Annotated in this window: 21 protein-coding genes and 1 tRNA gene; 10 read left to right on the top strand and 12 right to left on the bottom strand. The window is 65.6% G+C overall.

Annotated elements, in window-relative coordinates; translation table 11 throughout:
- Positions 1 to 170: 170 nt before the first annotated feature.
- A complete protein-coding gene (locus tag KVT32_RS17145) occupies positions 171 to 380 on the bottom strand; it encodes a hypothetical protein (RefSeq protein ID WP_056322527.1) in 210 nt (69 codons plus the stop codon).
- Positions 381 to 530: 150 nt separating this feature from the next.
- Here KVT32_RS17145 and KVT32_RS17150 point away from each other — a divergent pair, with 150 nt between their 5' ends.
- Positions 531 to 1,430, top strand: a complete 900-nt coding sequence (locus KVT32_RS17150; RefSeq protein ID WP_062838487.1) for a recombination-associated protein RdgC — start codon at positions 531 to 533, stop codon at positions 1,428 to 1,430.
- Between the two features lie 54 nt (positions 1,431 to 1,484).
- Here the strand turns inward: KVT32_RS17150 and KVT32_RS17155 are convergent, their stop codons facing one another.
- The 5 genes from KVT32_RS17155 to KVT32_RS17175 all read right to left on the bottom strand — a co-directional run bounded on the left by KVT32_RS17155 (position 1,485) and on the right by KVT32_RS17175 (position 5,548).
- A complete protein-coding gene (locus KVT32_RS17155) occupies positions 1,485 to 2,918 on the bottom strand; it encodes a diguanylate cyclase (RefSeq protein WP_175156836.1) in 1,434 nt (477 codons plus the stop codon).
- A 125-nt stretch (positions 2,919 to 3,043) separates the two neighbouring features.
- A complete protein-coding gene (locus KVT32_RS17160; protein WP_056322519.1) occupies positions 3,044 to 4,336 on the bottom strand; it encodes an aspartate carbamoyltransferase in 1,293 nt (430 codons plus the stop codon).
- 98 nt (positions 4,337 to 4,434) lie between these two features.
- Positions 4,435 to 4,845 (bottom strand): hypothetical protein, encoded by a 411-nt coding sequence (locus KVT32_RS17165; RefSeq protein WP_152383826.1) that lies wholly within the window; start codon positions 4,843 to 4,845, stop codon positions 4,435 to 4,437.
- Positions 4,846 to 4,848: 3 nt separating this feature from the next.
- Positions 4,849 to 5,280 carry a BPTD_2524 family lipoprotein gene (locus KVT32_RS17170; protein WP_152383825.1) on the bottom strand — a complete coding sequence of 144 codons (432 nt, stop codon included), beginning with the start codon at positions 5,278 to 5,280 and terminating at the stop codon, positions 4,849 to 4,851.
- Between the two features lie 133 nt (positions 5,281 to 5,413).
- Positions 5,414 to 5,548 (bottom strand): entericidin A/B family lipoprotein, encoded by a 135-nt coding sequence (locus tag KVT32_RS17175; RefSeq protein ID WP_056322511.1) that lies wholly within the window; start codon positions 5,546 to 5,548, stop codon positions 5,414 to 5,416.
- A gap of 190 nt (positions 5,549 to 5,738) precedes the next feature.
- Between KVT32_RS17175 and KVT32_RS17180 the strand changes: the two genes are divergently transcribed.
- Positions 5,739 to 6,089, top strand: coding sequence for a hypothetical protein (locus tag KVT32_RS17180; protein WP_056322508.1), 351 nt, complete (start codon positions 5,739 to 5,741; stop codon positions 6,087 to 6,089).
- Between the two features lie 73 nt (positions 6,090 to 6,162).
- Positions 6,163 to 6,567: a hypothetical protein gene (locus tag KVT32_RS17185; RefSeq protein ID WP_056322507.1), complete on the top strand. Its 405-nt coding sequence runs from the start codon at positions 6,163 to 6,165 to the stop codon at positions 6,565 to 6,567.
- Positions 6,568 to 6,604: 37 nt separating this feature from the next.
- Here KVT32_RS17185 and KVT32_RS17190 read toward each other — a convergent pair whose 3' ends face one another.
- The 4 genes from KVT32_RS17190 to KVT32_RS17205 form a co-directional block, all read right to left on the bottom strand.
- Positions 6,605 to 7,840, bottom strand: a complete 1,236-nt coding sequence (locus KVT32_RS17190; protein WP_217618558.1) for a TIGR03862 family flavoprotein — start codon at positions 7,838 to 7,840, stop codon at positions 6,605 to 6,607.
- Between the two features lie 296 nt (positions 7,841 to 8,136).
- On the bottom strand, positions 8,137 to 8,481 hold the full coding sequence (locus KVT32_RS17195; RefSeq protein ID WP_056322501.1) for a hypothetical protein: 345 nt from the start codon (positions 8,479 to 8,481) through the stop codon (positions 8,137 to 8,139).
- Positions 8,482 to 8,704: 223 nt separating this feature from the next.
- Positions 8,705 to 8,781, bottom strand: a tRNA-Met gene (locus KVT32_RS17200).
- 20 nt (positions 8,782 to 8,801) lie between these two features.
- A complete protein-coding gene (locus KVT32_RS17205; RefSeq protein WP_175156834.1) occupies positions 8,802 to 9,182 on the bottom strand; it encodes a hypothetical protein in 381 nt (126 codons plus the stop codon).
- 169 nt (positions 9,183 to 9,351) lie between these two features.
- Here KVT32_RS17205 and KVT32_RS17210 point away from each other — a divergent pair, with 169 nt between their 5' ends.
- Positions 9,352 to 10,791, top strand: a complete 1,440-nt coding sequence (locus KVT32_RS17210; RefSeq protein WP_217618559.1) for a PLP-dependent aminotransferase family protein — start codon at positions 9,352 to 9,354, stop codon at positions 10,789 to 10,791.
- Entirely contained in the window at positions 10,788 to 11,351 is a 564-nt protein-coding gene (locus tag KVT32_RS17215) for a DedA family protein (RefSeq protein WP_152383821.1), read from the top strand. The genes KVT32_RS17210 and KVT32_RS17215 overlap by 4 nt, the downstream gene beginning before the upstream one ends.
- A gap of 10 nt (positions 11,352 to 11,361) precedes the next feature.
- Here the strand turns inward: KVT32_RS17215 and KVT32_RS17220 are convergent, their stop codons facing one another.
- Together KVT32_RS17220 and KVT32_RS17225 are read right to left on the bottom strand one after the other, a co-directional pair.
- A complete protein-coding gene (locus tag KVT32_RS17220) occupies positions 11,362 to 11,634 on the bottom strand; it encodes a hypothetical protein (protein WP_152383820.1) in 273 nt (90 codons plus the stop codon).
- Positions 11,635 to 11,818: 184 nt separating this feature from the next.
- Positions 11,819 to 12,064, bottom strand: a complete 246-nt coding sequence (locus tag KVT32_RS17225; protein WP_056322490.1) for a hypothetical protein — start codon at positions 12,062 to 12,064, stop codon at positions 11,819 to 11,821.
- Positions 12,065 to 12,267: 203 nt separating this feature from the next.
- Between KVT32_RS17225 and KVT32_RS17230 the strand changes: the two genes are divergently transcribed.
- The 5 genes from KVT32_RS17230 to KVT32_RS17250 all read left to right on the top strand — a co-directional run bounded on the left by KVT32_RS17230 (position 12,268) and on the right by KVT32_RS17250 (position 15,964).
- Positions 12,268 to 12,873, top strand: a complete 606-nt coding sequence (locus tag KVT32_RS17230) for a hypothetical protein (RefSeq protein ID WP_217618560.1) — start codon at positions 12,268 to 12,270, stop codon at positions 12,871 to 12,873.
- 78 nt (positions 12,874 to 12,951) lie between these two features.
- A complete protein-coding gene (locus tag KVT32_RS17235; RefSeq protein WP_056322485.1) occupies positions 12,952 to 13,410 on the top strand; it encodes an Lrp/AsnC family transcriptional regulator in 459 nt (152 codons plus the stop codon).
- Positions 13,411 to 13,493: 83 nt separating this feature from the next.
- The gene (locus KVT32_RS17240) at positions 13,494 to 13,802 is read left to right on the top strand and encodes a hypothetical protein (RefSeq protein WP_056322482.1); all 309 of its coding nucleotides are present in this window, start codon (positions 13,494 to 13,496) and stop codon (positions 13,800 to 13,802) included.
- A 65-nt stretch (positions 13,803 to 13,867) separates the two neighbouring features.
- On the top strand, positions 13,868 to 14,848 hold the full coding sequence (gene pdxA / locus KVT32_RS17245; protein ID WP_152383819.1) for a 4-hydroxythreonine-4-phosphate dehydrogenase PdxA: 981 nt from the start codon (positions 13,868 to 13,870) through the stop codon (positions 14,846 to 14,848).
- 138 nt (positions 14,849 to 14,986) lie between these two features.
- A complete protein-coding gene (locus tag KVT32_RS17250; protein WP_152383818.1) occupies positions 14,987 to 15,964 on the top strand; it encodes a bile acid:sodium symporter family protein in 978 nt (325 codons plus the stop codon).
- Positions 15,965 to 16,051 lie beyond the last annotated feature (87 nt).

The following is a 16,051-nucleotide window of genomic DNA, read 5'->3' on the forward strand; positions in this document are numbered from 1 at the left end:
TGCCGCGTTCCCCGCGAGCCTTTTATGACGCGGCATTGCGTGCTCCCGTACCGGCCCGACTCTTTATTGAGCCGGGCCGCTTTTTTTGCGGCGGCCCGCAAAAGACTAAGGGCGGCCGCAGCGCGACCGCCCTCTTCATGCTGCACGGCCGGCCTTGCGGCCGGCTCATATCAACGACGCATGCCCACGCCGATGGCGACCACACCCGCCACGATCGCGGCAATGCCTGCCCACGTCGGGATGGGCACCGACTTCTCGGTTTCCGCCGTGGCCTTCACAGATCCGATCTGCAGAACCGTTTCTTCGGACTTGTAGCTAAAGCCCTTATAGGCCAGGGCAACCACGCCCAGGACAATGAGGATCGCGCCAATGATTTTCATCTTTTCACTCCAATCTCACGTTGGTGCGCGGGACATTACCGGATAGGCTGCCCCCTGTCAGTGACAGAACGTGTCGCCTGTTGCCAGCGTGCCTGCCCCCTTCGGCAAAGCCGCCGCGTCGTATAGAATCAACCCTTTTGGCCGACGCTCATGTGGTTCAAGAATCTCAAGATTTACCGCCTCTCCTCGCCCTGGACCCTGACCGGCGAGCAGCTTGAAGAAACGCTGGCGCGCCATGCCTACCAGACCGGCAACAACCTCGAAATGCAAAGCCTGGGCTGGGTGCCCCCGCGCGAGAACGGCGGCCTGGCCCACGAAGTGAACGGCCAGATCCTGCTCAGCCTGCGCGCTGAAAAGAAACTCTTGCCGGGCACCGTCATCAACCAGGTCGCCAAGGCGCGCGCCCAGGAAATCGAAGAGCAGCAAGGCTACAAACCTGGCCGCAAGCAGATGAAGGAAATCAAGGAGCGCGTCACGGACGAGCTCCTGCCGCGCGCCTTCAGCGTCTATCGCGACACGCGCGTGTGGATCGACCCGAAGAACAACTGGCTCGTCATTGACGCGGCCGCTTCGGCCAAGGCCGACGAAGTCATCGGCCTGCTCGCCAAGTGCGTCGATCCGTTCCCGCTCGAAAACCTGTACGTCGCCCAATCGCCCGCCTCCGCCATGACCGGCTGGCTGGCCGAGGACGAAGCGCCCACCAACTTCACCATCGACCAGGACACCGAACTGCGCTCGTCCGGTGAAAGCGGCGCCGCGATCCGCTACGTCAAGCACTCCATCGACGCTGACGACGTACGCCGTCACATCCAGTCGGGCAAGCAGTGCACCCGCCTGGCCATGACGTGGGCAGACCGCGTGTCGTTTGTCCTGACCGAAGGCCTGGACGTCAAGCGCGTGGCGCCGCTGGACGTGCTGAAGGAAGGCAACGAAGGCGTGGCCGCGAACGACGACGAAAAGTTCGATTCCGACATGATGCTGATGACCGGCGAACTGGCCAAGATGATGGCCGAACTGGTCGAAGCGCTGGGCGGCGAAAAGAAGATCTAAGCCGCCTTTGACCGGCAGCAACACCAGGGGCCGCTCTTGTCGAGCGGCCCTTTTTCATGCCTCGACGCTGCGGTCGCGGCCGGCCTGCTTGGCCTTGTACAGCGCCTTGTCGGCGCGATCGATCAGGTAGGCGTAGTCGGGATGGCCGTCGAAGGTCGCCACGCCGATGCTGGCTGTCACATGCATCGCGCCGGCCTCGGCGATCACGAAGCGATGCCGGCGAATCTCGGCGTTGAGCTTTTCGGCGGCGGCCAGCGCAGCGCCCGGCCCCGTGTCCACCAGCACGACAAGAAATTCCTCGCCGCCATAGCGGAACACGAAGTCGCTGGATCGACAGGTCTGATGCACGACTTCGGCAAACTGGCGCAGGATCTGGTCCCCGCCCGCGTGGCCGTGCGCATCGTTGATGGCCTTGAAGTGATCGATGTCCAGCAACAGCACCGAAAAGCTTGACCGCTGACGCTGCGCCAGCGAGATTTCGCGGCCGATGACGGACGGCAGGAAACGCCGGTTGAGCACGTTGGTCAGCGGATCGCTGCCGCTTTCGATCTCGGCCACCATGTCAAAGAGGCCGTTGAGCAGATGCTTGATGCGCGCCACCAGCTCCTGCAGTTCGCGCACCTGATTGGGCAGCGATTCCGGCGCCTGACTGGCGCTTTGCATCATCCCCGGCAGCACCGTGTCATCCAGCCGCGCCACGGCCTCGACGATCTGCCGCAGCGCAGGCGCGCTTTCGAACAGCACCGCGCCCTTGTGCTGCAGCCAGAGTCCGAACTCCGAGGCGGCCAACCGCGGCAGCGCCTGCTCCGGCGTGCGGTAATGCAGGCCGATCAGCACCGCCTGGCTCCATTCCAGCAAGGCGGCGCGTTGCCGCTCGCGTTCGGTCGAAATGTTCTGGCCCAACGCAAAGAGGCGATAGGCCTCGTCGTTGCGGGCGCCCCGATTGATGTCGCGCATGAACGCGCGGCTCATCTGTTCGATGGCCAGGTCGAACAGATTGCACACGTACTGCGTTGCGACGGAAGCCGCCTGGCCTTCCAGGCCGCCGGCGCGCAGGCGCTGCGCGATTTCGTTCTTCAGGATGCGGGCGCCGGCCATCACCAGATGGATCGGGATATGGACGCGCGCGTGAACCTCGCCGACCTTCTTCTGCGTGGCCATCAGCACGTCGATATCGCCTTGCTCGCGCACGCAGAGCAGGCCTTTCAGCCAATGCGTCATGCCGCGGTGCAGGCGGGTCGAGACGATTTCGTGAGAGAGCCGCGGGCCGGCTTCGGCATCGGCAAGCAAGGTGGAATAGAAGGCATCCACCAGTTGCGCGGCATGGTCGGACACCAGCGCCGCAACCTGGCCGCGCGTATTGGCGTCGACCGATTGATAGACCGCCTCCCAGGCCTGCGCATTGGAGGCGCTCAGGTAGCACGCCTGGCCGCTGGCTGCATCGGCGGTGGCCGCGGAAGGAGGAACATCGGAACTGCTCGAAGACATAAGATCATCCGCCCAAGAACGGCGTGCGCGCCTGATAGCGGCACTCGCCCGTAAAACCAGCGCGGATTATGCTTGAATTCCCCGTGACGGGACCGCTTTCGCGGCGCCGCCACGGGCGTCTGGCCTCAATCCAGGCCGTGGAAGACCGAATCGTCGGGACCGACATGCGACGGATGTTGCCACGTCACATCGCGCAGCGAATGCTGCACCAGGCCTTCGACGCCCAGCAACACCGCGAAGATCGCCATGCGGATGGGAATGCCGTTGTCGGTCTGGCGGAAGATCGCCAGACGCGGATCGTGGTTCAGATCCACGCTCAGGTCGTTGGCGCCCGGACGGCTGTCGCGCGGCAGCGGGTGCATCACGATTGTCTCGGGGCTGCAGTAGGCGTCGATGATGGCGCGGTTGACCTGGAAGTCGGGCGTATAGCCTTCGTTTTCTTCGTTGGCGAAACGCTCTTTCTGCACGCGCGTCGCGTAGATGACATCGGCGCCCGCCAGGCCCTCGGCCAGCGAGGACTTCTGCTCGATGATGTTGCCGTTGCGGCTGGCCTGCTCGACGATGTAGGTCGGCATCTCCAGGCCCTTGGGCGAGATCAGCGAGAACTTCACGTTCTTGTACAGCGCCATCAGCTTGATGAGCGAGTGCACGGTGCGGCCATACTTCAGGTCGCCGACCATGGCGATGTGCGCGCCGTCCAGCAGTTTGCCCAGGCGCGAGAACTCGGTCAGGATCGTGTACAGATCCAGCAGCGCCTGGCTGGGGTGCTCGCCGGGGCCGTCACCGCCATTGACCACGGGAATGTTCGTCGCACGCGCAAATTCCGCGACCGAACCCTGGTCGGGATGGCGAATGACCATCGCGTCCACGTAGCCGCTCATGACGCGGCTGGTGTCGTAGATGGATTCGCCCTTGGCCATCGACGAAAACGTGAAGCCGGTCGTGTCGCACACCGACCCGCCCAGGCGGCAGAACGCGGATCCAAAGCTCACGCGGGTGCGGGTGCTGGCCTCGAAGAACAGGTTGCCCAGCACGGCGCCTTCCAGCACCCGCGACACCTTCTGGCGGCGCGCAATGGGCTGCATCATGTCGGCGACGCGGAACAGGTCTTCGACGGAATCGCGGGTGAATTGGTCCACCGACAGCAGCTGATTCTTGCCTTCGACGGCAATGCGGTCACGCAAGGGGCCGTCTTGTACGCTTTGCGTATATTTTTCGAGCAGCACGCCGTTTTGCACGATTTCGCTGACGAACCGCTGCACCACTTCAGGCATGGCCCGGAACTCCTGCGAGCCTTCAGGCAACAGCCAGGTGTCCAGCGCGCGGCGTTTGACGCCGATTCGGGTGGCGAACACGTCGCGGGTGAGATTGAGGCGGCGCATGGCGTCGCGCAGAAAGGCTTGCTGGGAGATGCTCATGACGGGCCCCAAGAAGAGGAGTTATATACGCAGTGCGCATATTATTCCGTACGTCTACACAAGTCCAATATTTTTGCGCATACGGGTTTACCCGCGTTTTAACGCTGCGCGTAAGCCGCCGCCTTTGGGGCGTCCGCCACTGCCTGCGACGCCGCAAACCAGCAGGCGCCGCAGAATGCCAGCGCGCTGGCCACATAACAAAGTAGCGCCAGCAACTGCGCCGGCCAATGGCCGCGCGTCAGATGGCCGTTGTAGCCTTGCCGCAACAGGCTGACCTGCGCAAGGTAGGCAAACGCCACACCCAGGCACGCCAGCATGAGGCCGCCCAAAAAAAGGATGAGGGGAATCTGGAGATCGGGCGCGGCAATGTCCCCGCCCACGATGCCTAGCGAGAAACCCACCAGGACGAGGGCGGCCGCGCCGTTCAGCCACCCCAGGAACCGGAACGCGCCTGCCAGCAGCGCGAACGACAGGCCGTTGGCACGGATCTGCTGGGCGCGGGGATCCATGTATCAGCCGCCGCTGGCGCTACGGCAGGTCGGCGTCGCGCTCTGGATCGACTTGCGCGCCGCCGCGATTTCGGCTTCGTCCCACCGGCCTTCGCCCAGGACCGTCACGGTCACCTTGGCGTTGGCAGGGCCTGCGGGTTCCGCGGAAATCAATTCCAGCACCGTCGCGGGCTGACCGACCTTGTAGAGCTGGATCTCGTCTGGCGCCCCCTTCTGGCCCAGCGTGTGGCGCCAGGCATAGGAGACGCCGTACGGATGGCTGACCTGCGTGTGGCAGGTGCGCACGTATTCGCCGGCGCGGCGGAAGGCCGCCTGGTAATTGGTGTCGACGCTGAAGGTCTCTTTCTTTGCGGTTTCCGACTCGTAGACGCCGGTGCTGGCGCATCCGGCCAACGTAGCCGCCAACGCGACACCCACCCATACAGACTTGCGCATGATTCTTCCCGCCATTGCTATTCGGACTTCCGCGATTATGCCAGCGGCAGCAAAAAGGCCACGCTGGAAATGCCAATCTCGTGGCACTTCTGGCGTGGCCTTGCGCCGCCCGAACGGCGGCGAACCAGACGCACTACCGCTTTTCCGCGGCCCCCTCGATCTTTTCCCCGCCTCGCTGGATATCCTTACCGGCCCCGGCGACGGTGTTGCACCCGGCCGTCAACGCAGCAATCGAAAGCATCATGACGAGAAAGACTCTGTTCTTCATAAGACATCTCCTGTCTGGGCATGGAAAAAACGAAACCCAGCATACCTCAAAGGCCCCGTTTTTTGCGTGACACGAGCGCGCCACCTGTAACAACGCTGCCAAGAAACCGTCACCCCCCTTACGCGCCGGTGACATTTGCGAGGCATTCTCGGCTGTCGCGTATTTGCCGCCAATGGATTAGGATGCGCACATGACGAAGACACAAGCATCACAACCCGCTGGCGCCGGTCCGCAAGGCTGGGGCTGGCAACAGCCTCAATGCCGTGGGCAGGCCGCATTGGCGCTGTTCATCGACGATCTGCATCGCATTTTGCAGGCGCACGCCGCGGGCAAGCTGGCTGACAGCAGCACGCTGGCAGACGCGCAGGCCCAGGTCAATGAACTGCTGGCGCGGTACAACGAAATTTCCGCTGCCCCGGATATATTCCAGGGGCAGTCAGTCCAACTCAAGGAAGGCATCGACCGCAGCGGCGTATCGCACACGGTGCCGATTTTTTCGCCGCGCCTGAAGCAGTCGCTGGTGTCGATGCTGGGACAGTGACCGGGATGACTCCCCGGAAACTGGCGCCCCCGGCGATCGAACAGAGCAGCCCCCAAAGGAAGGAGACCACAAGATGAGCACGGACAACGTTGTTGAGTTTCTCCGCCTGCTTTCCCTGGACGTGACGCTGGGCACCGCCGCTCAGCATGCCGCCAGCCAGGCCGACGCGCCGCTGGCCCTGGCCCGGCTCGCCACGTCTCATGGCCTGCCCTGCAATGCTTCCGATTGGTCTTCCTTTGCGCGTAACTGCCTGGACAACCTGGACCTGACTGAAGGCGACACCGGCATGGGAAACGCCACGATCTGGCAACTGGTGCAGGATCCCGCGCACGGCACGACCATTCCCGCCAGCGCCATCACCCGCGTGATCGGCATCATCTCGCAGCCCGAGGGCGGCCCGCCCGTGGTGGGCCACGTGGTCGGCGATCTGGCGCCTCGCGCGCCGGTCGGCATGGCCCCGCACACGACGGGCTCCTGATCGCCGCTTGCCAGGCAGTCCGCAGAGGACTGCCGGTTCAGGATTGCGGATTCAGGAATTCCATGACGCCCGCCGCGCCAGCCACGCCGCTGGCCATGCAGGCCGTCAACAGGTAGCCGCCTGTCGGCGCTTCCCAATCCAGCATTTCCCCCACGCAGAAAACGCCGGGCACCGCTTTCAGCATCAACCCGGCGGTCAAGCCGTCGAATGCCACCCCGCCCGCGGTGCTGATCGCTTCGTCGATCGGACGAGTCCGCAGGAGCGTCACGGGCAAGGCCTTGATTCGCTGGCCCAGCCGCTCCGGATCCTTGAAGTCGTCGGCACTGGCGCACTCTCTGAGCAAGCCCGCCTTCACACCCGTCAACCCCAGGCGGCTTTGCAAGTGGCTCGACATCGAGCGCGCGCCGCGCGGATGCGTCACTGCGGCCATCACCTTCTCGTGAGGCCAGTCCGGCGCAAGGTCCAGCAAGGCCACGGCGCTGCCGCCGGTGTCGATCCGGTCGCGCAGGGCGGCCGACAAGGCATAGACGAGGCTGCCTTCGATCCCGGTTTCCGATACGACGAACTCGCCCTGGCGGCGAAGTCCGCCGCAGGCCATGGACACCGACTTGACCGGCTGACCGGCAAAGCGGCTGCGGAAGTGATCGGACCATGCGACGTCGAACCCGCAATTGGCGGGCCGCAATGCCGCAACCGGCACACCGTGCGACTGGAGATCCGGCACCCAGGCGCCATCGGATCCCAGCTTGGCCCAGCTGCCGCCGCCCAGCGCCAGCACGACGGCATCCGCCGCATGCTGCGTCTGGCCGGCGGGCGTCTCGAAGCGCAACGCGTCCACACCGGGCTTGCCGCCGCGCCAGCCGAGCCAGCGGTGCCGCATGTGAAAGCGCACGCCCTGTCCGCGCAGCCGGGCTAGCCAGGCGCGCAAAAGCGGCGCGGCCTTCATCTCCTGGGGAAACACCCGGCCCGATGAACCCACGAAGGTCTGGATGCCCAACGCGTGCGCCCACTCACGCAGCGCGGCGGCGCCCATCTTGTGCAGCCACGGCTGCACGACAGGGGCACGATCGCCGTAGCGGGCAAGAAAGGGCTCGGCGGGCTCGCTGTGCGTCAAGTTCAAGCCGCCCCGCCCCGCCATCAGGAATTTGCGTCCCACCGAGGGCATGGCGTCGAACACGTCGACCTGCGCCCCCGCTTCGCTCAGCTTCTCGGCAGCCATCAGGCCGGCCGGGCCGCCCCCGATGATGGCAACGCGTTTGGCGGACAGGCTCATGGCGCCGTCGCCTTGGTGACAGGACGCGGAAGGGGAAAAGCGGAACGCATGCGGGAGAAAACCGGGACGAAGATGACGTTCGGACGTCGGGCCGTGGGGACGCAGATTGTCTCATGGCTGCGCCGGCTGGCAGCGGGATTGCCCGCTGTGACTGCCCGGAAAGCGCAACGGCGGCCACTTCTTGACCGCCGACGCCAAGCCCATGTTTTTGCTAGAGAAATTGCATATACGCAGCAGCTATCCCAAGGGTTTTCCACAATCCCTGTGGGTAACTGCCGCGGCGATTCAGACAAGAATCAGGCGCGCTCGGCCGCCTGCATCGGGCCAGACCAGGGCTCGGCATCCAGCTGGAAACGCAGTTCCTGGTACTCGCCATCGACGGCGACCGTGCGCAGCAGCCCGGCATCCAGCGCCTGCCCCAACGCGCGGCGGCACAGGGTTTCGGGGTCATCCGGCAGCGACTGGAAGACGCCGTCGGGAATGCGCAGTCTCAGCAAGGCATGGGGATCGCCGCGGTCGGCCGGACGGCCGATATGGATGTGGGCGGGATACCCGTGCGGGCACCAGATGCCCACGTGGTACTTGCCCTCAGCGCCCGTATCAGCAACGTAGCCGGGATGATCGTATTTTGCGGTTCCCATGGACACTCCTTTTGTGCGGCAATGTAGCGCGCGTGACCCATGGTAGCGCAGGGTGGCGGCCGTGTCCGGGCGCGGCTATCGGGGAAACTCCGAACGCACGCGCGGCATGACCCAGCGCAATCGGCAGACGAAAAAAAGCCGCGACAGCGTCGCGGCTTTTTTGCTGTGGACTTGCCGGGGCATGTGAAACGCGCCGCTTGCAAGACCGGGTACTGCTTGAAACTGGTTGCGGGGGCAGGATTTGAACCTACGACCTTCGGGTTATGAGCCCGACGAGCTGCCAGACTGCTCCACCCCGCGTCTGATGTGTGAATCATACATCATTTTGAAATCTTGTGCAGCGCACCCAGGCGAATGTTTCCGTTTTTCGACACGAAACGATGAAAAAAGCCCGCTGCCCGGCGCAGGACCGAAGGCAAACGGCCTTCGGCATCCAGGCATATCACCTGTGCGCCGCCCAGCGCGCTCACGCGCACCGCGCCCCCGTTCGTCACGCCGTGAACCTCCCCGGCGTTCAGGCGAACCGGAACGACGCGATGCAGACCGTTCGCGGCTTCCAGGCCGTTTGCGCCCTCTTCGACGCGCACGCTGCCTTCAGTGCAGACGACGGCGGCGCCTGCGCGCAGCACGAACATCCGGCTGGCGCCGGCGGGAAGATCCAGGCGCTGGCCTGGGAAGTCGGGGGTGGATTGCGGGGTCATGATGGTCTCCAGAAGCACCATGACAGGCTACGCGCGCGCTGCTTTGCGCAACAGCCACACAAATCGGCTTTCTGTACCGATGCAGAGGCTCGATTTTGTCGCTGTTATGGTGTACTTTGCCCTCATCTGTGCCTACCCACGGCCCAACGCAGGGGAGCAAGATCGGCGCATGGAACCCCAACCGCTGTACCTTCGCCTGGCCAACCACTACCGGCGCGCCATCCAGACCGGCGTGCTTGCCCCCGCGCAGCGCATGCCGTCCGTCCGCACGCTGGTGCGCACGCATCATGTCAGCCTGTCCACGGCCCTGCAGGCCTGCCGCCAGCTCGAGGACGATGGCCTGATCGAGGCCCGCCCCCGCTCCGGCTATTTTGTTCTCAAACCCCGACGCAACAGCATTCCACCCGTGTCCGAGCCGGACATCCGCCAGACGCTCGGCGCGGCGCAGTATGTCGGCATCCACGACCGCGTCTCGGACTTCATCGCCAAGTGCGAGGCCCATCCTGTCAGCGCCAACTTCGCCCTGGCTGCGGCCGTGCCGCAGGCGTATCCCATGGAGGCGCTCAAGCAGGCAATGACGCGGGCGCTGCGGCAATCGCCCGAGGTGCTGGTCAGCCCGGTGCCGCCCCAAGGGCATCCCGACCTGCGCGGGGTGCTGGCCCGCCGGGCGCTGGCCAATGGCATCAACACGACGCCGGACGACGTCATCGTCACGCATGGCTGCATCGAAGCCCTGAATCTGGCGCTGCGCGCCGTCGCCCGGCCCGGGGACACCATCGCGGTGGAGTCGCCCGCCTACTTTGGCTTGCTGCAGATCCTGGAAAGCCTGGGAATGCGCGCGCTCGAGATCCCCACCAGCCCGCAGCACGGGTTGTCGATCGAAGCCTTGGACCTGGCCTTCCAGACCCACGGCAACATCCGCGCCGTGGTCGTGGTGCCGAACTTCCAGAATCCGTTGGGCTGCGTGATGCCCGACGCGCACAAGGCGCGGCTGGTGGCCCTGTGCGAGCGCCAACAGGTGCCGCTCATCGAGGACGACACCTACGGCGCCCTGACCGACGACGACACGCCGCTGGCGGCCGCCAAATCCTGGGATGCCACCGGCAACGTCATCTATTGCTCTTCGATGCACAAGACGCTGGCGCCGGGCATGCGGCTGGGCTGGCTGCTGGGCGGCCGCTGGAAAGCCCGGATCGCCATGCTCAAGTTCGCGCAAAGCCGCCCCAACGAACCGCTGGCCCAGATCGCAGTGGCGGAGTTCATGGGGTCGCGCGCCTACGACCGCCACCTGGCCCGGCTGCGCCGCGAGTTAAAGACACAGCGCGACCTGACCGCCGAGGCCATCGCCGCGCACTTCCCGCGCGGCACGCGGCTGAGCGTGCCGCAAGGCGGCATGCTGCTCTGGGTGGAAATGCCCGCGGGCGTGTCCGGCATGGACGTCTTCGAGACCGGATTGCGGCAAGGCATACGCGTGGCGCCCGGCGCCATGTTTTCGAATGGCGCCCGCTACGACCACTTCCTGCGTATCAGTTGCGGGCAACGCATCACCCCGGAAGTCTCACACGCACTGGTGGCGCTCGCGCGCATCGTTGAAGAAAGGACAGGATGAACGCGGCACTGCATCAATTCATCGCGGACTACGGCCTGTGGGCCGTGCTGGGCGGAACCTTCCTGGAAGGCGAAAGCGTGGTGGTGTTTGCGGGCTTCCTGGCGCACCAGGGACTATTCCACCTGCCCTACGTCATGCTCTGCGCGTTCGCTGGCTCGTTCTTGGCGGATCAGGTGCTGTTCTACGTGGGACGCCGCTACCGAGACCACCGCTACGTGCAGCGCATCCGCGCCAAGCCGGCGTTCCACAGGGCGCTGTCGGCCATCGACCGGTATCCCAACGGTTTCATCCTGGCGCTGCGCTTTCTGTATGGCTTGCGCACGGTCGGCCCCGTGGCGCTTGGCATATCCAAGGTGCCGGCCCTGCGTTACCTGGTGTTGAACGCCATCGCGGCCATGATCTGGGCGGTCTGCTTCAGTTTGCTGGGCTTCGTGTTCGGACGGACGATCGAGGCGCTGCTTGGCCGCCTGCACGGCGTGGAAACCAAGCTGGCCGTCGCGGCGGCGCTAGGCGTGCTGGTGTGGCTGGCCTATCGGCTCCATGCGCGCCGCCGCGGATAGCGGCCGGCGCTCAGAAGACCAGCTTGCCGCTGGCCCGCTGCACATGGCGGCGGCGCGCCTTGCGGTACAGGGCGCCGATGACCGGCAGCCGCGCAAGGCGGCGCAGGATCGGGTGGCGCTGGTCGAAGTCGTGCCACGCCTTGAAGCCGTGGCCCATGCGCTCCCAGCTTTCCCTCGCCTCGGGGGAAAGCTTGCCGGGGTCGAACGCCGCCAGCTTTGCCGCTTCCGAAACGCGCGCCGCGAGGGCGTGGCTCCGGCCTTCCAATGAATACTGATTCCGCATGGGGCCGCATATTACCCGGGCTTGGCCCGTCGTGGCGGCCGTCCGGCTGCGCACCGCGCATGCGCCAGGGAGCCGCTTTTGACCGCTCCGCGCAAGCCGTTGTAATTAAAGGAATTTGGGCATCTATGCCCGCACTATCCCAAGGCTTGTCCACAGAACTTGTGGGTAACTGCCGCCGCGCACATCACTTCAAGGCCGTCACGACCATGTCGCGCACGCTTTCGAAACCCGCGACGTATTGCGGGTTCTCCGAGCGCGCAAGCAGGCTGGAATAGTTCTGTTCGAGCTGCGCCTCGATGGCCTCGCGCAGCCCCGGCGAACTCTTCACCAATTGCAGCACCGACAGCAGCGTGGCATTGAGCGCATCGATGCGTCCGCCCTGATGCGAGATGGTGTGCACGACGACGGCGATCTGTTCCTGGATATCCATGGTGTAAGCCTCCTGGCAATGAAATTTGGCGCAAATCCTAGCATGGCGCCCGCGCGCGTCGGGCCGGGGCCGCACGAGGCGTACCCCCTGCCGCGGCTAGGCAAGCACGGGGGTCGGCGCTAGCATGAAGCGTAGCCGCAAGGGCACCGCGGCGCACGCCGCCGGCGCTGCCTTCAGACGCCCGGCACAACCGGAGCGCGCTCATGAAAACGATCCAGAATTACGTCCCGCCCAGCGCCCAGTCGCTGCAACGGCTGCAGGACAGGCTAGGTTACAGCGATGGCAAGATGGCCGAACTGGCCGGGCTGGACGCATCGACGCCCTGGCCCAGTTATGTCGGCGGCGCCGAGCCGCGCACGCTGGGCCGGCAGCGGCTGTTCTACATGATGGCGCGCCTGACGCTGCAGGAGTCCGAATGGCAGCGCGTGCTGGCCGCCATGCGCGAGGCCGGCGCGCACTTCGATTGCCAGGATCCGCACGCTGGCGACGCGCCGCCGCCGCCCGAACCCATGGCGGACGAAGAGCGCAAGTTCGGCATGCTGCTGGTCAGCCGCAACGGCTCGTTCCACGAAATGGAGCAACTGCGTGAATTCGCGCATTTCGCCCATGAGGCGGATGTCAGCCGTTTCGTGCACAGCGCGTTCTATGACAGCGCCATCGACCTGTGCCGCTTCAGCTTCGCGGACCACGACGGCCTGGACGACGCCAGCCGCGACCGCATCTTCGACGCAGCCCAGAAAACGATCACGCGCTTCGAGTTCGACGGTCGCATCTATCACGGCGGCATTCCGCCCGAGTCCGACGGCTAACCCCGCCACATTGACGCGGGCAGGCCGGCGCCTGTACCGTCGCCACTTCGCCATCCGCCCGACGCCATCGCCCACCGCATGAACGAACGACTCGACGCCATCGACCGGCAACTGCTGAGCCTGCTGCAGGCCAATGCGCGCGAACCGGCCGCCATCCTCGCGCGCAAGCTTGGCCTGGCGCGAACCACCGTGGTGGCGCGCATCGCGCGGCTCGAGCGCGAGCGCATCGTCGCGGGCTATGGCGTGCGCCTGGGCCGGCTGCTGGAAGAGGCAGCGGTGCGGGCCTACTGCTTCATCAGCGTGCTGCCCAAGACGCCGGCGGCCGTGATCCGCGAGCTGGAAAAGATGCCCGAGGTCGAAGAGGTGTCTTCCGTCAGCGGCCCCTACGATTACCTGATCTTCCTGCGCTGCGAGACCCATGAGCAGCTGGACGCGCTGCTGGACCGCATCGGGCTCATCGACGGCGTCAAGCAGACCCAAACCTCGATCGTGCTCAGCCGCAAGGTCGACCGGCGCAGCGCGGTCGCCGCGCCCTGACCGGCGGCCTTTGCCCGGACTGTCTTTCCGGCGGGCGCAACATGGTGGTGTAATGGGAGCCTGTCGCGAATCCTGGATTTTTCATGCTTGCTCGCCTTGCCCCTGCCGCCGCCCTCCTCGTCCTGTTGACCGCGTGTTCCAGCATGAGCGAGGTCAAGCCCCTCGAAAAAGACCAATACAGCGTCACCTACAGCTCCGGCACGCAACTGCTGAGCTGGGTCGAGATCAAGATCAAGACATTGGAGCGCGCGGACGAATACTGCCAGTCGCTTGGCCGCAAACTGGTCAAACCCAGCGTGACGTCCAACCACGCCACCGGGCTGGGCTCCAAGCGCGCCACGGTCACCTTCGAATGCGCGCCGATCGACCCGCCCAAGCCCGCCGCCCAGTAGATGCCCCCGGCGCCGTCCGGCTTCGGGTGTAGCATTTCCGCATTCCCCCTCTCTCTGCCTGCATCGTGAATACTCTTCTGCCCGTGGGCATCACCATGGGCGATGCCGCCGGCATCGGTCCCGAAATCGTCGTCAAGGCCTGCGCGCAGGGCTTGGGCGCGCCCTGTGTGGTGTATGGCGACGCGGGTGCGCTGCGCCAGGCGGCCGCGCAGCTTGGCGCCCGCCTGGACATCGTCGAGATCGCCGACATCGGCCAGGCTCGGCCCGATGCCGGCTGCATCCAGGTGGTGGCGTGCAGCCCCGCCCTGCCGGCGGACCTGCCGTTGGGACGGGTCAGCGCGCTGGCCGGCCGCGCGGCTTACGATTACGTCTGCGCCGCCATCGACGATGCGCTCGCCGGACGCATCCGCGCCATCGTCACCGCGCCGCTGAACAAGAAGTCCATGCACGAGGCCGGCATCGATTTTCCGGGCCACACCGAAATCCTGGCCGACCGCTCCGGCACGCAGAATTTCGCGATGATGCTGGCCAATGATGAGCTGCGCGTGCTGCTGGTGACGATCCACGTCGCGCTGGCCGATGTCATGGCGCGCATCACCCCGGAATCCGAACTGACTGCGATGCGCCTGGCGCACCACGCCTGCCGCCAGATGGGAATCGCGCAGCCGCGGGTCGCCGTCGCGGGACTGAATCCGCACGCGGGCGAAGGCGGCAAGTTCGGCCGCGAAGACGTCGACATCATCGAGCCGGCCATCGCTGCCGCCCGCGCCGAAGGCATCGATGCCAGCGGCCCCTGGCCGGGCGACACCATTTTCATGCGCGCCCGCCGCGGCGAATTCGACATCGTCGTGGCGCAATACCATGACCAGGGCCTCATCCCGGTCAAGTACCTGGGCCTGGATCATGGCGTGAACGTCACCGTCGGACTGCCCTTCGTGCGCACCAGCGTTGACCACGGCACCGCGTTCGACATCGCGGGCAAGGGCCTGGCCGACCATGCTTCCCTGGTCGCGGCCTTCGACCTCGCGCTCGCGATGACGCCCTGAGCGCGTAAAAAGCCGCCGGTTGCCTCAGCGCGCGGACGATTCGCGCGGCCGCGCCACGGCCCCGCCGCGCGCCGGGTCTACAATACGCCCCGTTTCCGGCGCCCTGCGCCACCGCTTTCCGTTCTTCCCTCCCTTCCCATGTCCCGCCTCGTTCGACTCCTGCCAGACCGCTTCACCCTCTACCTGATCTGCACCGTCATCATCGCCAGTTTCCTGCCCGCGCACGGGCAAGGCGTCGTCGTGTTCGGCTGGATCACCAACGTGGCCGTGGGCCTGCTGTTCTTCCTGCACGGGGCGCGCCTTTCCCGTGAGGCCATCATCGCGGGCCTGACGCACTGGAAGCTGCACCTGACCATCTTCTCGGCGACGTTCCTGATGTTCCCGCTGCTGGGGTTGGCGCTGCAGCCGGTGCTCGAGCCGCTGGTCACGCCCGAGCTGTATCTGGGCATCCTGTTCCTGTGCTGCCTGCCGGCCACCGTGCAATCGGCCATCGCATTCACGTCCATGGCGCGCGGCAACGTCCCGGCCGCCGTGTGCAGCGCGTCGGCGTCGAGCCTGCTTGGCATCTTTCTCACGCCCCTGCTGGTTGGCACGGTCGTGGCCAACGCCGGCAGCGCGCCGATCTCGTTCGATGCGGTCGGCAAGATCATGCTGCAACTGCTGCTGCCGTTCGTGCTGGGCCAGTTCGCGCGGCGCTGGATCGGCGCCTGGGTCCACAAGCGCAAGGCCATGCTCAAATTCGTCGACCAGGGCTCGATCCTGCTGGTGGTCTACACGGCATTTTCCGAAGCCATCAACGAAGGCCTGTGGAGCAGCACTCCCATCCCCGCGCTGGTTGGCCTGGTCGTCTGCTGCGGCGTGATCCTGGCGCTGGCGCTGGGCCTGTCGGCCCTGGCCGGCAGGATTTTTGGATTCAGCATCGAAGACCGCATCACGCTGCTCTTTTGCGGCTCGAAAAAGAGCCTGGCCAGCGGCATTCCGATGGCTCAGGTGCTTTTCGCCGGCCACGCCGTGGGTGCGGTGGTGCTGCCGCTGATGCTGTTCCATCAGATCCAGCTGATGGTCTGCGGCGTGCTGGCGGCCCGCTACGGCAAGCGGCCGGATGCGCAGCACTGATCGCTGTCCATGACCCGTCCTGCCATAGGTTGACACCTACGGCACGGTATCCGTAGCAGGCTACGGACTGAACACCCGGTGAACTTC

This window comes from Achromobacter sp. GbtcB20, assembly GCF_019091095.1.
GTDB lineage: Bacteria > Pseudomonadota > Gammaproteobacteria > Burkholderiales > Burkholderiaceae_B > Achromobacter > Achromobacter mucicolens.

Coding starts and splice junctions, on each gene's coding strand:
- KVT32_RS17145 (WP_056322527.1), bottom strand. CDS start 380: ATGAAAATCATTGGCGCGATCCTCATTGTCCTGGGCGTGGTTGCCCTG.
- KVT32_RS17150 (WP_062838487.1), top strand. CDS start 531: ATGTGGTTCAAGAATCTCAAGATTTACCGCCTCTCCTCGCCCTGGACC.
- KVT32_RS17155 (WP_175156836.1), bottom strand. CDS start 2,918: ATGTCTTCGAGCAGTTCCGATGTTCCTCCTTCCGCGGCCACCGCCGAT.
- KVT32_RS17160 (WP_056322519.1), bottom strand. CDS start 4,336: ATGAGCATCTCCCAGCAAGCCTTTCTGCGCGACGCCATGCGCCGCCTC.
- KVT32_RS17165 (WP_152383826.1), bottom strand. CDS start 4,845: ATGGATCCCCGCGCCCAGCAGATCCGTGCCAACGGCCTGTCGTTCGCG.
- KVT32_RS17170 (WP_152383825.1), bottom strand. CDS start 5,280: ATGCGCAAGTCTGTATGGGTGGGTGTCGCGTTGGCGGCTACGTTGGCC.
- KVT32_RS17175 (WP_056322511.1), bottom strand. CDS start 5,548: ATGAAGAACAGAGTCTTTCTCGTCATGATGCTTTCGATTGCTGCGTTG.
- KVT32_RS17180 (WP_056322508.1), top strand. CDS start 5,739: ATGACGAAGACACAAGCATCACAACCCGCTGGCGCCGGTCCGCAAGGC.
- KVT32_RS17185 (WP_056322507.1), top strand. CDS start 6,163: ATGAGCACGGACAACGTTGTTGAGTTTCTCCGCCTGCTTTCCCTGGAC.
- KVT32_RS17190 (WP_217618558.1), bottom strand. CDS start 7,840: ATGAGCCTGTCCGCCAAACGCGTTGCCATCATCGGGGGCGGCCCGGCC.
- KVT32_RS17195 (WP_056322501.1), bottom strand. CDS start 8,481: ATGGGAACCGCAAAATACGATCATCCCGGCTACGTTGCTGATACGGGC.
- KVT32_RS17205 (WP_175156834.1), bottom strand. CDS start 9,182: ATGACCCCGCAATCCACCCCCGACTTCCCAGGCCAGCGCCTGGATCTT.
- KVT32_RS17210 (WP_217618559.1), top strand. CDS start 9,352: ATGGAACCCCAACCGCTGTACCTTCGCCTGGCCAACCACTACCGGCGC.
- KVT32_RS17215 (WP_152383821.1), top strand. CDS start 10,788: ATGAACGCGGCACTGCATCAATTCATCGCGGACTACGGCCTGTGGGCC.
- KVT32_RS17220 (WP_152383820.1), bottom strand. CDS start 11,634: ATGCGGAATCAGTATTCATTGGAAGGCCGGAGCCACGCCCTCGCGGCG.
- KVT32_RS17225 (WP_056322490.1), bottom strand. CDS start 12,064: ATGGATATCCAGGAACAGATCGCCGTCGTCGTGCACACCATCTCGCAT.
- KVT32_RS17230 (WP_217618560.1), top strand. CDS start 12,268: ATGAAAACGATCCAGAATTACGTCCCGCCCAGCGCCCAGTCGCTGCAA.
- KVT32_RS17235 (WP_056322485.1), top strand. CDS start 12,952: ATGAACGAACGACTCGACGCCATCGACCGGCAACTGCTGAGCCTGCTG.
- KVT32_RS17240 (WP_056322482.1), top strand. CDS start 13,494: ATGCTTGCTCGCCTTGCCCCTGCCGCCGCCCTCCTCGTCCTGTTGACC.
- KVT32_RS17250 (WP_152383818.1), top strand. CDS start 14,987: ATGTCCCGCCTCGTTCGACTCCTGCCAGACCGCTTCACCCTCTACCTG.